We start from the raw sequence: 15,965 nt of genomic DNA, 5'->3' as shown, positions 1-15,965 counted from the left end.
CAGTTACATGAATGGATTATCTACTATAAACACTGAGGTTTTGTGGTTTACTTTCTTGATTCTGAAGGTGGCTTTCCAAATTCTTCTACATAAACTCTACTGAAATAAGCAGGGTCTTTAAACCCTGTTTGATATGCGATCTCTGCAATCGTGAACTCATTATTTCTCAATAAATCACGTGCATGTTGTAACCGAACTTTTCGAATAAACTTAGTCGGAGACATACCAGTAAGGTTTTTAATTTTTCTAAATAAATGAACTCTACTCATATGTAGTTCTTCTGCTAATAATGGCACATTAAATTCATCATTATCCATATGGTTTTTAATGCTGTCTATGACAGATTGTATAAAGCTATCTATTACCTGATTTTCCGAGACATTCCCCACATCCTCCCGATCATATTTTTCTCTTAATATTTTTCTTGTTTCTATCAGGTGATTTACTCTAATCAATAATTCTTCTCTATCGAACGGTTTTGCTAAATACGCATCTGCACCAATTTTTAAACCTTCGATTTGACTATTTTGATTAGCCTTAGCTGTTAGATAAATAAGAGGAATATGGTTCGTTGCTATATTGTCTCTAATCATAGTACCTAATTTAATACCGTCCCATTTAGGCATCATAATATCAGAGATTACCAGATCAGGAAGATGTTTTTGACATAAATCCCAAGCTTCTTGTCCATTATTTGCCACAAGAACCTTATAGCTTGATGCTAAACAAAACTCTATGTATTCTTGCACTTCTTTATGATCTTCTGCTACTAAAACAATGGGTAAAGATGATTCTTCGGAAATAATTATCTCTTCCGAATTCTGGGCTTTATTAACATTAATTACAGGCACACTAATAGTAAAAACAGTTCCGAACCCTTCTTTACTTTCTACTTTAATAGTACCTTTCATTAACTCTACTAGCTCCTTGGTTAATGTTAATCCAAGCCCTACACCATTTTGATTTTCTGTTTGAGATCTAGTAAAAGGGTCATATAGAATTTTTATAAAGTCGGAAGAAATCCCAATCCCAGAATCCTTTACAATAACATTGACGATAGAATTTTCTTCATCTTCAATACATTTAATTTGTAAAGAAACTTCTCCTCCAATTTTATTATATTTAATAGCATTAGAAACTAAGTTGGTAGTGACTTTTCTCCACTTATCGTCATCATAATAAATTAACAATTCTTCTTGATTGCTAGAAAATGTAAGTGAAATTTCTTTTTCTTCGGCAAGAGATTTAAATGAATACAAAAGATATTTCTGAAAAGAAATAAAATCTTCTACCTGTTCATCAATTTCTAATTGATCCTCTTGCATCTGTGCAATTTCCAAAATTTGATGCACTTGATTCGATAAATGATTTGCCTGATTTTGAATTTGATGTAAATGCTTATTTTCTTTACCCAAACCATCTTTTGCAGATCTAGTTCTTATCTGGTCTACAGCTCCTAAAATAACCGTAAGAGGTGTTCTAAACTCATGGGCAATCTGATTAAACCATCGTGTTTTAACCTCAGCCAAACTAGAAACATGCTCTTTCTCTGTTTCAGCTATTTTTCTTCTTAACTGGATTTTATAAAAAGAAAAAATCAACAGTAATAAAGATAAACCATATAAAATATAAGCTAAATTAGTTTTATGCCAAGGAGGCAATACTAAAATGGATATTGGTTCATGTACTACTTCCCATTTATTCTCTGAACTAGATGCTCTAACGTGTAATTTGTATTTTCCTTTGGGTAAATATGATAGTGTAATCAATCCTTTCTCTTGTAATGGCAGCCAATCGTTATGAAACCCTTGCAGCCAAAATTGATATCTAACATTTTGTGGTTCTTTAAAAGTTAAAGCTAAAAATTGAAAACTAACGTTCTGATCATCAGGACCAACCTTAATAACATCATTTAATTTATTCGGAAAATGTCTTGTAATAACTGTATCCTTTTGGTGTTTTGCATAAGATGACCAAACCAAATTTGGTTTATAATCAGAGGTAACCTCTACTTGTTCTGGATTAAAATAATTTACACCTCTTTCACTTCCCATCCAGATATATCCATCTTCTTCTCGGTAAATAGAACTCAACAACATAGAGTTATCATATAGACCATCTTTGACAGTATATGTATTAAATTTATTTTTCTCAGGATCGAATGAAGTTATACCGTTACTTATTGTACTTAACCATAATACTCCTTTTTTATCACTAGTAATATTTAATATTTTATCACTTGGCATTCGATCATTTCGCATATATCGGGTGAACTTCTCTTCTTCGATATCCATGCTATTTAAACCTCCATCAGTTCCCATCCATAGCTTTCCATCTTCTGTTTGATGTAACGATTGAATCAAACTAGAACTAATACTATTTAAATCATCCTTATTATGTACAAAACGCTTAAAATTATAATTAGCAGATTCTACAATTTCGCTAGCATTAGAAAACTTAAGAAGACCTCCGCTTATAGTCCCTAACCATAAATTGTCATCCTTGTCTAAAAATAAATCAATAATTCCTATATTTTTCTTAGTTACTTTAAATCTAAAATAACTGCCATCAGTGGTATCATAAACCATCAAATAATCCCATTGAGTAATCCACAAACGTTTATTTGAATCTTCAACAATCCTCCAGGGATTCCCTACTATTTTCTCAGATTCAAATATTTGCTCAACTATGCGTTCATTTTCTGCATCTATCTTTAATATTCCAACAGATTCATTCTTAAATAATCCATAAACTGAACCATTAGATGCGCATACCAAAGATGTCATTCTATAATCAATAACTTTTTCTAATTGTGTTCCTTTAGACTTGTCCCAAGTATACAATCCATCAGGTAATGTAAACCACATTTTACCTTGACACTCTACAATCTCTCTAACGTTTCCGATTGCTCCTATCTCAGGATGTCTAAAAGGTTTATTTTCTATAAGTTGAAAAGCACCTGCATTAGTTCCTATCCAAAAATTATCATCCCTATCCTGAAAAATACAAAGAAGCCTTAACCTATCCGAAAAATCATATCCTAATAAATCCTCTGCATTAAGTACAATTTGTGTCTTAAAATCTGGAGAGAATTTCCATATATTTTTTCCTGCCGCTAGCCAAACCCAATCTCGATTGTCTTGAAAAATGAATGATTTGTCTGTTGGCTTACTGATATATGAGCTATCAAAATTAAGTCTCTCTTTTACCCATTGGTCATTTCTTTTTTCTATACTATATAACTCATTACCAATATATACTATAGTCCTCTTGTTGGATAAAGTAAGAATATTAGTAATCAGTCTTCCATTAAATAGCTCTAATTTTTTTGTAATAGTATCCGTTACCTCAAACAAGCCTTCTTTAGTCGCTATTAATGACATTCTTTCATTAAGAACCGAAATATTTGATGATCTTTTACTATAAAACGAAGTTAATTTTTGAGTTTTAGGAACATATTTATAGGCCCCACTTGTAGAGGATATCCATAGATTATCTTTTCCATATTTGATCAAATTATTGACCATTAATATGTCTTTTTTACCCTCTAATTTTTCAAGATTTTCGAATACTCCACTATGTGGATCTAAAATATCTATTCCCCCACCTAAAGTCCCTATATAAAGTTTGCCATCACTTAACTGAAGTATAGATCTTACCCAATTACCTGATAAACTTCTCGAATTTTTTGATGTGTAAGTATATTTTTTATAGGATTGTCCATCGAACCTATTAAGTCCATATTGGGTAGCAAACCACATAAAACCATCTTCATCTTGGAATATATCAGAAACCCAATTATTAGATAATCCATTAAAAACATTATAAGATTTAACATTATAAGTAACCTCTCCTTGTCCGTAAGTATGAAAACAAGACAATAGAAAGCAAGCACCAAACACTATTAATTTATGTATGTACTTCATTAGTTTTAAGGAGTCTAATACAATTTAGCAGAACGCATAATTAATCGTCCTTTACTGTAAAAGAACAACTTTTTTTACAATATCTTATCCTAAAAAATTGAGTACTTATTTCTAATTCATTTAACCTCCTGCTCGGATTGTCTATATTCTTTTGGAGAAACACCAACGTGTTTTTTAAAAATATTATAAAAATTTGATTCAGAATTAAAACCAGATTCTAAACCAATAGCTAGTGTTGTATATTTTACGAATTTAGGATTCTTTAGTTTAGACTTAGCATCTTCGACTCTAAAACTATTTACATAATCTGAAAAATCAGATCCTCTCAAACCGGTAACCATTTGAGATAAGTAATTACTGCTAATTTTGAGCATTTTGGAGATTCCTTCTAATCCCAAACTAGCGTCTCTATAAATTTTAGCTTCTTTCATTAAAAAATCAAGCTCTTTAAAATATAGATTATCATTAGTTATGTTTGTAGTGTTTTCAACATTAATCTGCGCAAGCTTCTTTGCTGTAAGTTTAGCAATTAATTGAAATAACAAAATATGATGTTCATTAAAAAAACCTTCTTGCGAGTGTTCTGAATCTAATACTCCAACTACTTTATCGTCAATAGTAATGGGAACTGCTAACTCTGAACTACGACTAATATCATCTACTACATATCTTTCATCATACGTAACGTTATAAACACATTCGTACTCTCCAGATTGAGCCACTTGCCCTACAATTCCCTGACCTAGAGAAATTTCTATAGGGCTTAAAATTTTACGTTCTCCTTGATTTTTATTACCAAATGCCGCCTTTTGAATAAGTACTTTTTTCGAATCATCTAATATATATATGATACAATCTTCTAATTGTAGATAAGCAATACAATTCTCTACAATATCCCATAATACATCATCTAATTTATCTTTATCGAATAATGATGTAGAAAAATAACTTAATATTCCCGTAATCTGAGAAGGTTTATCATAATGTATCAGTTCTAATTCTTCTTCCGAAAACATATGATTTAATCCAGACATTCTAAAGTTCTGAATTGCCTTTTGAACAGCTTCTTCCTCAGATTCTTTAGTTTTGGAGACTTCATCAAAAGATTTTGATCCTAAAAACCTATTAAAATATTTAGGTTTATTATTCTTTTTCCAATATGTATAAAACCTCCACAATGCTATAGCAACGATTGCTATGCACGCAAAAAAGATTGCCGCATTATATAGGTTAATTTTCATTACGTTGGTTAATAAACTTTTATCTAAAGCAATAAAAAGTAAATTGCTTTTATACATGTGAATATAAATCCTATCCGTAATAAATCCAAGTTTAAGCTTTATTTTACTTCAAAAGGAACTTTTTCTATTTGTTTCCCATTTGAAATAACAACCTCATATTTCCCTACAGGAAGATAATATTTACCATTTTTCTTTTCAGATATATCTTCATCTGGAAACTCTTTTAAAAGTGCTTTTCTTCCTTTTTCAGAAATAGTAAGATCATACTCCACATAATTCAATCCTCTATCCGAACTAGAAGAAAATTCCTGAAGTATTTTCTCGCTTTCTGTTGCTATTTTTATTGTGACTTTTCCTGCAGTTTTTGCATAATACTTAACCGTTGTCGAAGGTTCATACGCTTCTAACCATTTACTCCAAGAGCTTCCCCATCGTCGAGAAGCTTTTATTGAACTCATTGGATACAAGTATAATTCAGAAGTTAAAACCTCAGAAGTTAAATTCTGTAATGGTTCAATATTAGTTTTATAAATACTTCTTCCATGAGTTCCTAATAAAAGATCATTAGCTACTGGTTGTATAACTATATCATGAACGGCTACATTTGGTATTCCTTTAGAAAAAACCTGCCAAGTGTTTCCTCTATCCAACGAAACATATGCGCCATTATCAGATCCTACGTATAAAACATCCTCATTTTTAGGATCTTCTGTTATCACATTAACCGCTGATATTGGCAATTCTTTCCCAATATTTTTCCAGCTTTGCCCATAATTATCACTCATATAAACGTATGCTTTAAAATCATCCCATCTATATCCATTTAAGCTTACATAAACACGTTCTTTTTTATGCTTAGAAGCAACCACTCTAGACACCCATAAATCTGCTGGAAAACTATCTGAGATTTTATTCCAATTTCCTCCTGCATTTTTAGTTACATATACTAGGCCATCGTCGCTTCCCGTATATATTAATCCAAACTGAAACATAGATTCAGAAATAGAAGTCAATGTACCATACGCCACATTTCCCTTTTTACCACCCTTGGTTAAATCTTTAGAAATTGCTGTCCATTCATCTCCTTGATCCATAGATCTCATTAACTTATTTCCTCCTAAATACAAAATATCCTGATTATGTGGAGATAATAAAATAGGTGTTTGCCAATTAAATCTGTATGGAGATTCTCCTAATTCATGTTTTGGCTGGATATACGTTTGTTCGTCAGTATCACGGTTAAGTCTAAAATAATTCCCAAACTGGAAACCAGTATACACAACATTACTATTCCTATTATCGATTTGCACCTGCATTCCATCACCTCCCATAATACTTTCCCAAGGATAATGACCACTTTGGTGCCATGAAGCATTCTCTTGAGCGGTTACAGAACCTACCCAAACTCCATTGTCTTGTAATCCTCCATATACATTGTACGGTTTCTCATGATCTACATTAATTGCATAAAACTGTCCTACACTTGGTTGATTAGCTTTGATCCAATTCTCTCCATCATCATAAGTAATATTTACACCACCATCATTTCCGTTAATAAGGTGATTTGGATTCTTTGGATTTATCCAAAGTGAATGATGATCTGCATGAACGTTCTCTGCACTTATGCTTTTATACGTTGCTCCTCCATCTTTAGATTTCAAAATTGGTACTCCAGAAATATAAATGTGATCTTTATTTACTGGATTAACTTGTATTTGAGCAAAATAATATCCATAACTATAAAAAATATCATCTAAATATTCTTTGTGCGTTTTCTTCCAAGTTTTACCCCCATCATCACTTCTATAAACTTCTGCGCCAATCACTGGCGTATCAAAAAGTGCAGCATTTGCATTTTCTAAATACTTTGCCAAATCGATCGGTTTTACAGAACCGCTACGTACCATTTGCTTCACATTTTCTGCACGATACTTTTCCTGAAATCCATTTGTTTTTAAATATCTATTTAACTTTTTATCCTCTAAACTCAAAAATGTATCAACAGACATTGCCTTAAAATCATCTTTAGTAAGTCCAGAACTTTTTTCAGTTTTTTTACTTCCGTCTCTTCTAAACTGACTATCATGAACCGCATATAAAGTATTAGAATCAAAAACAGCCAAACCAATTCTACCAACACCATTTCCTGTTGGAAAACCGCTTCCTTCTAATGAAATTTTATTCCAAGTATTACCTGCATCTATACTTTTATAAATTCCTGAACCTGATCCATTACCTTCAAAATTCCAAGCCTTACGATCCTTATCCCAAGCCGCTGCATACATAGTATTAAAATCATTGGGAGCATAAGCAACATCAATAATTCCAGTTTCGTTATTAATAAATAAGGTCTTTTTCCAAGTTATACCACCATCGGTAGTTTTATATATTCCTCTTTCTTCGTTATTAGAATAAAGATGACCAGTTACACCAATAATAACCTCATCAGAATTAGATGGATTTAGTATGATCCTACCTATATGATGAGAATCTGTAAGTCCTACATTTTTCCAGGTTTTCCCTTTATCAGTCGATTTTAGAATTCCCACTCCAGCATATGATGACCTTGATGAGTTATTTTCTCCTGTACCAACCCAGATAATTCCTTTTTGCCAGTCAACCGCAATATCACCAACATTAATAGTTTCTGCATTATCTAGAACAGGTTCGAAAGTTGTTCCATTATTGTTAGTGTACCATAAACCACCAGAGGCATAACCAACATAAAACTCCGTAGTGCTTTTAGGGTTTACATCCACATCAACTACACGGCCACTCATTACTGAAGGACCAATATTTTCAAAAGGAACATTTTTTACTAATGACGATTTTTCGAGCTTTGTTTTTTGTAATAAACCTTTCTGAATTTCATCAGCAGAGGTTGCTAATTGTTGAGAAAAAATCGAAATACTACTGAGTAATAGTAAAAAAGTTAAGCTATATGTTTTCATTACGATGGAAATTTAGTTGGCTGAAAGTATAGAATGCTAAAATAGTGTCAAAATTTTTAGATATTGTTTAACAATACGTTTTAAACAATTCTTCAAAAACAAATTCTTGATTTATTCATTTTTTGCTTTTGTTGCGGTTTTTTTGTTAATTTATTGACAACTAACCAATAAATTAAACAACTATGGAAGAATACTTGCCGTTAATTATTCAATTAGTCAGTGGAGCCGTAGGCGGAAATATTGCTGGCTCATTATTAAAAAATGCTTCTTTTGGAAAAATTGGAAACTCAATACTTGGAATTCTAGGAGGAGGAATAGGAGGTTATCTATTAAGTTATCTCGGAATTGACACTTCTGGAGGAATGGATATAGCAGGAATACTAGGTAGTGTTGCTGGTGGTGGTGTTGGTGGTGGTGTTTTAATGGCCATTATTGGATTTATTAAAAAAGCAATAAGTAAATAAAATACTTGTTTTAGGTAATAAAATATTAGGTATTTAGATACTTTATAAAGGGAACTCATAAGATTTGAGTTCCCTTTTTTATTACGCAAATATTTATTCTATTTTTGAAAACACATCTTTACTAAAATAGAACACATGAAATATCACCAAATAGACAAAAACCTTTTCATAAAGAACAGAAAGAACTTTACGGCTAAGATGAAGCCAAATAGTATTGCCGTTTTTAATAGTAATGATATCTACCCTATTAGTGCTGATAGTACCATGCCTTTTGAACAGCATAGAGATATTTTTTATTTAAGTGGTGTTGATCAAGAGGAAAGTATTTTGGTATTATTTCCTGACGCGCCAAATGAAAAACATCGTGAAATTTTATTCCTAAAAGAAACGAGTGAATTAATCGCTATCTGGGAAGGTGAAAAATTAACCAAGGAAAAAGCATTTGAAACTTCTGGAATAAAAACTGTGTATTGGCTACAGGATCTTGAAAAAATATTTTTTGAAATCATGACACAATGCGATACAGTATATGTAAATACGAATGAGCATTACAGAGCAAATGTAGAAACTGAAACAAGAGAGGATCGTTTCACTAAATGGTGGAAAGCAAAGTATCCTGCACATTCCGTAGCAAAAAGTAATCCTATTTTACAAAGGTTGCGTTCGGTAAAAGACCCTATAGAAATTGACCTAATGCAAACCGCTTGTAATATCACCGAAAAAGGATTTAGAAGATTGCTTGGTTTCGTAAAACCAAGAGTGTGGGAATATAATATTGAGGCAGAATTGCTACACGAATTTATAAATCATCGATCTAAAGGTTTTGCATATACTCCTATTATCGCTAGTGGTAATAATGCTAACGTATTGCATTATATAGAAAATAACCAACAATGTAAAGCTGGAGATCTTATTCTAATGGATATTGCTGCAGAGTACGCTAACTATTCTAGTGATTTAAGCCGCACGATTCCAGTATCAGGTAAGTTTACGGATCGACAGAGGGCTGTATATGATGCTGTTTTAAGAGTAAAGGACGAAGCCACCAAAATGTTAGTGCCAGGTACAATCTGGGCAGATTATCATATAGAGGTTGGTAAAATTATGACTTCAGAATTATTAGGCCTTGGACTTATTGATAAAGTCGATGTGCAAAAAGAAGATCCAGATTGGCCAGCATATAAAAAATACTTTATGCACGGTACTTCACACCATATTGGTTTAGATACACATGATTATGGAATCTTAACCGAGCCTATGCAAGCAAATATGGTATTTACAGTAGAACCGGGAATTTACATTCCTGAAGAAGGCTTTGGAATTAGATTAGAAGATGATGTTGTTATACAACAAGAAGGAGAGCCTTTTAATTTAATGGCGAACATTCCTATAAAAGCAGAAGAAATAGAGGAATTGATGAATCAATCATAAGTTGGATCTTATATTACTACAAATTCGTACACCTGATAGTTATAAAAAACTATCAGGTTTTTTTGTGATCGATTTTTGAAATTTTAGAAAATAATTATAATGATTTCATCGTTGGATATCAAAACCTTAAAGCATCAGAATGCAACGAATGAAAATTACAGCTGGACATCAACAAGCAATGCCTTATATGGTTGTTAAAAATGCAGAAGAATTTATAGATTTTATTCGAAAAATATTTAATGCGCAGGAAATGATTCGAAAAGTAGATCCTTCTTATAAAATCGAACATTCCGAAGTAATGATTGGTGATACCACCTTAATGATAACAGAAGCCTCTACAACCTACCCAGCACAAAACACATCCATGTATGTATATGTAAAAGATACAGATCAGACCTATTATAATGCGATAGATGCAGGCGCCAAATCCCTTATGGAACCAATGGAAGAAGATTACGGAGCTCGCGGAGCAGGTTTTAAAGATCCTTACGGTAATACTTGGTGGATTGCTACCTTAAATTAGTCACATCCCAAATCTGTTCTAGATACATTATCGTTATTTGGGAAACAATTTCCAGAATTTATAGATTCAGGAACATATCTAGTTAATTCGGGATCTCTTAAACTATTGGCAATAAATGAAGTCATATCATCTATTTCTTCTGCTGTTAATTGTATAGTACCAAATTGAGGAGCTAGATTTTCTAATGGTACTTCTGTGCTCTGTGGTACACCTTCATTCTTATAAGATATTACATCTTTTATTGAAGTAAATGTTCCTCCATGACCATAAAAACGACTGTCTATTAAATTATAAAGTGTTGGTGTTTTAAACTTAAAATCATCCGCGGGATTATTCGTAAAACCACCTCTTCCTCTTTTAACCTTATCAATATTTACATCATATAAAAGCAATGCACCATTTACATTATCAAAATCACCCATCCCAAAAGAATAAAAACTTTTATCATTTAATGCAGGTCCTGTATGACATTCATAACATCTTCCTTTTCCAAAAAAAGCAATCGCTCCCTTTTTCTCAGAATCAGTAAGTGATTCATTATTTCCTTTTAACCAATTCTGCCAAGGTGATTTGTTTGCTAATAAAGTTCTTTCATAAGCAGCAATAGCCAAAGCTCCAGTGCGTTTTGTATACCTTTCACTTTCTGCCACATCAGGAAATGCAGCATCAAAAAGTTCTTTATATCCAAAAGTATTCACAAACTCATCATCTATCTGTAGTCTATGCACTTTTTGTCCTTTTATTGCCTGAACTTCTACACCTTGAAATCCTAAAAAATTTTCTTGAATCTCTGTCCAGCTAGCTTCTGTTCCCGCATTTGTTCCCGTTCCTCCGAACTGTCCATTCCAAAGCATAACATCCTGATAAGCTACATTTAGTAATGTTGGAGATTTGATCGGTTGCACATCAATAGAATCTCTAGGAACAGTTGTATCTGCTACTCTTTCTTCTCCTCGTATCCCAAAACCTATTCCACATTCTCCAATACCTTGTCGTATACCAGCAGCAAAACCAGCTGCCGCTTGATGACAAGAAGCACAAGAGTATGTTGCTTTCATCTCAGTAATCTTTGGGTTTCCTCCAGTAGCAGTTTCGTGTAGTAATAATTTTCCTAAAACAACTTTTTCTTCAGTAATTGGATTTAAAGGATCTTGAGGAATACTTACATAATCATTACTCTCTGGCAACATAAAAAAAGACGTTCCTATTCCGTTAGAAGCCTCATCTAACACATTTAATAACTCTACATCAAGATCAGATTCAATAGGAATATAATCATCTTTAGAACAAGAAGATACTAGTAAAATAATTACTACAATAAATAATGGTTTTTTCATCGGTATAAGTTTTCCCTTTTTTAAAATTCCCCACATTAACACTCTTAATTAAATGTTAAAGAACGCGAATTTAATAAAAAAGGAAATACCGTATGTCGTTTACTTTTTAAAAATAAGATTAATTTATTTTTTAGAAGTTAATTGGATAAAAATACTACTAACTATAAAACTAAGAATAGCCGGTAATAACCAAGCCAAACTATAGCTACCTAAAGGAATAATTTCCAAAATATTCTGAACTTGTTCTTTGAACCCAATCGAAGCTAAAAAATCTGGTAAACTAAATAACATAGTTATAAAAACTACAGCCCTAAATACAAGTACAGAAGTAAATTTATCTGGTAAAACATTTAATAGAATCAATACAATCGTTATTGGATAAATAAACATTAAAGCAGGTATCGCAACGATAATAATATCGTGTACATCCAATTGCCCCATAACTACACCAAGTATACATCCTACTATTGCAGTTATAATATATGCCAATTGAGACTTTCTGAATACTCCTTTTATAAAGTCTGCTGTTCCTGTAACAATTCCAACGGCTGTGGTAAAGCAAGCAAGAGACACTAAAACACTTAAAAAAGTACTTCCTATATTCCCTAAAGTTTTCACACTTAAACCAGATAATAGTTCTGTTCTACTGATTCCCTGTTCAAAATCATTATTAAATAATGCTCCACAATATATTAGTCCTGCATAAACAATAAAAAGACCTATTCCCGCAATTAATCCAGAATTACGTATTAATAATCGATTTTCTTCAAAACTTTTTCTTCCATTTAATTGAAGAGAAATAATTATTACTCCACCAACTACTACCGCACCAATTGCATCAAATGTTTGATATCCTTCTAATAACCCTTCCACTATTGGAGTTTCAAAAACAGAAGCATTCATTGGAGAATGAGTAGAAAAAATCCCAATCAATATTATACTAAGAATTACAATAAAAATAATAGGAGTAAGGAATTTACCCAGAATATTTAAAATTTTAGATCGATTAAGTACGAAGAACAATACAATAGCAAAATAAATACTACTCGTGAGTAAAGAGCTTGTTCCAAAAAATGGTTGAATTGCCATTTCGTGAGTTACAGAAGCTGTTCTAGGCGATGGCAATGAAATAGAAATAGCATATACAATCAAACAATAAATAAGGCTAAATGTTGGAGAAACCTTTTTTCCAAAATCTAACATTGTTCCTTGTAACCTTGCATGAGCAAAAATCCCGAGCAATGGAAGTGCAACTGCTGATATGACAAAACCAATCGTAACCCAAAACCACATATCTCCTCCTTTGAAGCCCAGATTAGGTGGTAAAATCAAATTTCCTGCTCCAAAAAACATAGAGAACAATGCAAATCCTGTTATAAAAGTTTCTTTATTAAATCGCATTTGGTTACGTTTATATCGCTTTAGCGAATAATTATTAAAAGTTGAAATATAAAATTTCAAAATGACAATAGCATATAAAGGGATTGAAATTAATTATCATGTTTCAGGAAAAGGTTCTCCTTTAGTTTTTTTACACGGTTTTCTAGAAAATCTAACCATGTGGGATCAGGTGGTTTCGTATTTTTCTAATACACATACTTGTATTACAATTGATTTATTAGGACACGGAAAAACTGATTGTTTAGGCTATATTCATAAAATGGAAGATATGGCTAAAGCAGTTGATAGCGTGATAAGACACATCACAAAAGAACAACTAGTATTAATTGGTCATTCTATGGGAGGATATGTTTCATTATCCTATTTAGATTTATTTCCTCAAAAATTATCAGGACTCGTATTACTAAATTCTACATCATTTCCAGATAGTGAAGAAAGAAAAATAAATCGTAGTCGCGCAATTGATATTGTAAAGAAAAACCCTGGTGCATATACGAGCATGGCAATTGCAAATCTTTTTGCAGAAGAAAATCGAATTAAATACAAAACTGAGATTGAAAAAATTAAAAACGAAGCCTCCAAAAATCCATTGCAAGGAATTATCGCTGCTTTAGAAGGTATGAAAATTAGAAAAGATCATACAGAAACATTAATGAGGTTTAATAAGCCTAAGATGATTTTTGCCGGCAAAAATGATCCTGTATTGTCTTATCAACAAAATCTTAGAGAATCCAAACGCTGTAATACAGATTTCACCTCTTTTAATGGTGGTCATATGTCTTACATTGAGAACAAAGCAGATCTCTTAAAATCATTAGACCATTTTCTGTCAAAAAAATAAGCTATTTTCCCTTACTTATTAACTATTTAACCCTGTAATAAAAACACCATATCCAACCCTTAATTATTCGATTAAATACATTTTTAAGAGACAAAAACACTATAAAATACAATTTTTATGTATAAAATGACGTTTTTTCAAAAATTTTTCTTACAAATAATTGTTAATAACTAAAAAAATGCTATTATTGTATTGATAATGAACTTTTAACCCCTAAAATATGAAGAAATATACCCCACATTCGTCATTCTCCATATCAAAAATATATTGCGCTTTATTTGGTCACAATTATGTAACCTCCAAGCAAGTTACCCATCATATAAAAGAATTTACCTGCACACATTGTGGAGAACAAGCTACCACTAATAGTAGAGGAAGACTAGAAGTTATGACTCCTAAACTAAAAGAAATTAATGATGCTTTAGCGTCTGTGCATGCTAAAAAAACAGCAAGAACTAAAGGCAAAATAAATTTACAAGCTGCTTCTTAAATTATTCTTTTATAGGATTCCATCCCTGTGCCATTAATTGAATTTTTTCATTAGCCCGAGTTACTAATCCGATTCCACTTTTCTCATCAGTCATATGACCAATAACTGTAAGATTAGGGTTTGCTTTAATCTTTGGGAAATCATCTTGTTTAATTGTAAATAGTAATTCATAATCTTCACCTCCGCTAAGTGCAACCGTTGTGCTATTTAATTTAAACTCTTCGCAAGTAGAAATTACTACAGGATCTAAAGGTATTTTTTCTTCATAAAGATTAACACCAACTCCCGATTTTGTGCATAAATGGATAACTTCCGAAGATAAACCATCGCTAATATCTATCATACTAGTCGGTTTTACATCTAAAGCTTTAAGGAGTTCTTTAATGTCCTTTCGAGCTTCTGGTTTTAATTGTCGCTCTATTAAATACGAATACTGATCCAAATCTGGTTGAGAATTAGGGTTTGCTTTATATACTTGTTTTTCTCTTTCCAAAATTTGAAGACCTAAATAAGCGGCTCCTAAATCTCCTGAAACAACTAACAAATCGCTTTCTCCAGCGCCATTACGATACACTAAATCATCCTTATCCGCTTGTCCAATTGCAGTAATGCTAATCATTAAACCAGTAGTTGAAGAAGTTGTATCACCACCAACTACATCCACGTTATATATTTTTGCCGCAGTTTTAATTCCTGAATATAATTCTTCCAATGCTTCTAAAGGAAATCTATTTGATACCGCAATAGAAACTGTTATCTGTGTGGCAATTGCATTCATCGCATATACATCAGAAAGGTTTACCATTACTGCCTTATAACCCAAATGCTTAAGAGGCACATAAGATAAATCAAAATGTACACCTTCAATCAAAAGATCCGTAGTAAGAACACATTTTTTATCCTTAAAATCTAATACCGCTGCGTCATCACCAATACCTACGATAGTAGATTCCTGTTGAATGTTAAAATTTTTTGTCAAATGATCTATCAATCCAAATTCTCCTAATTCAGAAAGCGATGTTCTAGATGTATTTTTATCTTCAATCATAAATGCAAAGGTAGGGAACAAGGTGATTTGATTGCACAAAAAAATCCCGAAAATCGGGATTTTAATAATTCCAAATCTAATTACAAACATTCTCCTTACTTCTTCCTCTATAAAATGAGTACAATTAAATTATAAGTGCTATCAAAGCCAACACTTAACTCCAATTTCTAGCTATAGATACTTCTTTTATTTCCATTGCGTACTCAATACTATATCCCTACAAACTTAATTTTTAATAATTTCTTCGTTTTACATCTTTATATCAACAGTCATAAAATTTTGTTACCTTTTTAACCAAAGTATGGATAAAAA

General features: G+C 32.0%; 11 protein-coding genes. 5 read left to right on the top strand and 6 right to left on the bottom strand.

What is annotated here, in order from left to right:
* Positions 1 to 47: 47 nt before the first annotated feature.
* From H526_RS0119510 to H526_RS29615, 3 genes are all read right to left on the bottom strand, one after another.
* Positions 48 to 3,926, bottom strand: a complete 3,879-nt coding sequence (locus H526_RS0119510; protein ID WP_027394559.1) for a hybrid sensor histidine kinase/response regulator transcription factor — start codon at positions 3,924 to 3,926, stop codon at positions 48 to 50.
* A 116-nt stretch (positions 3,927 to 4,042) separates the two neighbouring features.
* On the bottom strand, positions 4,043 to 5,167 hold the full coding sequence (locus tag H526_RS31110) for a helix-turn-helix domain-containing protein (protein ID WP_162144509.1): 1,125 nt from the start codon (positions 5,165 to 5,167) through the stop codon (positions 4,043 to 4,045).
* Between the two features lie 98 nt (positions 5,168 to 5,265).
* A complete protein-coding gene (locus tag H526_RS29615; RefSeq protein ID WP_035086078.1) occupies positions 5,266 to 8,118 on the bottom strand; it encodes a VPS10 domain-containing protein in 2,853 nt (950 codons plus the stop codon).
* A 182-nt stretch (positions 8,119 to 8,300) separates the two neighbouring features.
* Here H526_RS29615 and H526_RS0119495 point away from each other — a divergent pair, with 182 nt between their 5' ends.
* The 3 genes from H526_RS0119495 to H526_RS0119485 all read left to right on the top strand — a co-directional run bounded on the left by H526_RS0119495 (position 8,301) and on the right by H526_RS0119485 (position 10,536).
* The gene (locus H526_RS0119495; RefSeq protein ID WP_027394558.1) at positions 8,301 to 8,582 is read left to right on the top strand and encodes a hypothetical protein; all 282 of its coding nucleotides are present in this window, start codon (positions 8,301 to 8,303) and stop codon (positions 8,580 to 8,582) included.
* 135 nt (positions 8,583 to 8,717) lie between these two features.
* On the top strand, positions 8,718 to 10,013 hold the full coding sequence (locus H526_RS0119490; RefSeq protein WP_027394557.1) for an aminopeptidase P family protein: 1,296 nt from the start codon (positions 8,718 to 8,720) through the stop codon (positions 10,011 to 10,013).
* Between the two features lie 139 nt (positions 10,014 to 10,152).
* Positions 10,153 to 10,536 (top strand): VOC family protein, encoded by a 384-nt coding sequence (locus H526_RS0119485; protein WP_027394556.1) that lies wholly within the window; start codon positions 10,153 to 10,155, stop codon positions 10,534 to 10,536.
* Here the strand turns inward: H526_RS0119485 and H526_RS0119480 are convergent.
* Entirely contained in the window at positions 10,533 to 11,873 is a 1,341-nt protein-coding gene (locus H526_RS0119480; protein WP_027394555.1) for a cytochrome-c peroxidase, read from the bottom strand. The genes H526_RS0119485 and H526_RS0119480 overlap by 4 nt on opposite strands.
* Positions 11,874 to 11,996: 123 nt before the next feature.
* Positions 11,997 to 13,274 carry a branched-chain amino acid transport system II carrier protein gene (gene brnQ / locus H526_RS0119475; RefSeq protein ID WP_027394554.1) on the bottom strand — a complete coding sequence of 426 codons (1,278 nt, stop codon included), beginning with the start codon at positions 13,272 to 13,274 and terminating at the stop codon, positions 11,997 to 11,999.
* 61 nt (positions 13,275 to 13,335) lie between these two features.
* Here brnQ and H526_RS0119470 point away from each other — a divergent pair, with 61 nt between their 5' ends.
* Positions 13,336 to 14,115, top strand: a complete 780-nt coding sequence (locus tag H526_RS0119470; protein ID WP_027394553.1) for an alpha/beta fold hydrolase — start codon at positions 13,336 to 13,338, stop codon at positions 14,113 to 14,115.
* Positions 14,116 to 14,335: 220 nt separating this feature from the next.
* On the top strand, positions 14,336 to 14,605 hold the full coding sequence (locus H526_RS0119465) for a hypothetical protein (protein WP_027394552.1): 270 nt from the start codon (positions 14,336 to 14,338) through the stop codon (positions 14,603 to 14,605).
* A gap of 1 nt (position 14,606) precedes the next feature.
* Here the strand turns inward: H526_RS0119465 and thiL are convergent, their stop codons facing one another.
* Positions 14,607 to 15,653, bottom strand: a complete 1,047-nt coding sequence (thiL, locus tag H526_RS0119460; protein ID WP_027394551.1) for a thiamine-phosphate kinase — start codon at positions 15,651 to 15,653, stop codon at positions 14,607 to 14,609.
* Positions 15,654 to 15,965 lie beyond the last annotated feature (312 nt).

Origin of the sequence: Aquimarina latercula DSM 2041, from assembly GCF_000430645.1 — a bacterium.
Classification (GTDB): Bacteria; Bacteroidota; Bacteroidia; order Flavobacteriales; family Flavobacteriaceae; genus Aquimarina; species Aquimarina latercula.
This window is presented reverse-complemented; position numbering and strand designations above follow the sequence as displayed.

Bases quoted from the DNA above. Each gene is read 5' to 3' on its own strand.
- H526_RS0119485 (WP_027394556.1), top strand. From the start codon at position 10,153: ATGCAACGAATGAAAATTACAGCTGGACATCAACAAGCAATGCCTTAT.
- H526_RS29615 (WP_035086078.1), bottom strand. From the start codon at position 8,118: ATGAAAACATATAGCTTAACTTTTTTACTATTACTCAGTAGTATTTCG.
- H526_RS0119465 (WP_027394552.1), top strand. From the start codon at position 14,336: ATGAAGAAATATACCCCACATTCGTCATTCTCCATATCAAAAATATAT.
- H526_RS31110 (WP_162144509.1), bottom strand. From the start codon at position 5,167: ATGAAAATTAACCTATATAATGCGGCAATCTTTTTTGCGTGCATAGCA.
- H526_RS0119470 (WP_027394553.1), top strand. From the start codon at position 13,336: ATGACAATAGCATATAAAGGGATTGAAATTAATTATCATGTTTCAGGA.
- H526_RS0119480 (WP_027394555.1), bottom strand. From the start codon at position 11,873: ATGAAAAAACCATTATTTATTGTAGTAATTATTTTACTAGTATCTTCT.
- H526_RS0119490 (WP_027394557.1), top strand. From the start codon at position 8,718: ATGAAATATCACCAAATAGACAAAAACCTTTTCATAAAGAACAGAAAG.
- brnQ (WP_027394554.1), bottom strand. From the start codon at position 13,274: ATGCGATTTAATAAAGAAACTTTTATAACAGGATTTGCATTGTTCTCT.
- H526_RS0119495 (WP_027394558.1), top strand. From the start codon at position 8,301: ATGGAAGAATACTTGCCGTTAATTATTCAATTAGTCAGTGGAGCCGTA.
- H526_RS0119510 (WP_027394559.1), bottom strand. From the start codon at position 3,926: ATGAAGTACATACATAAATTAATAGTGTTTGGTGCTTGCTTTCTATTG.
- thiL (WP_027394551.1), bottom strand. From the start codon at position 15,653: ATGATTGAAGATAAAAATACATCTAGAACATCGCTTTCTGAATTAGGA.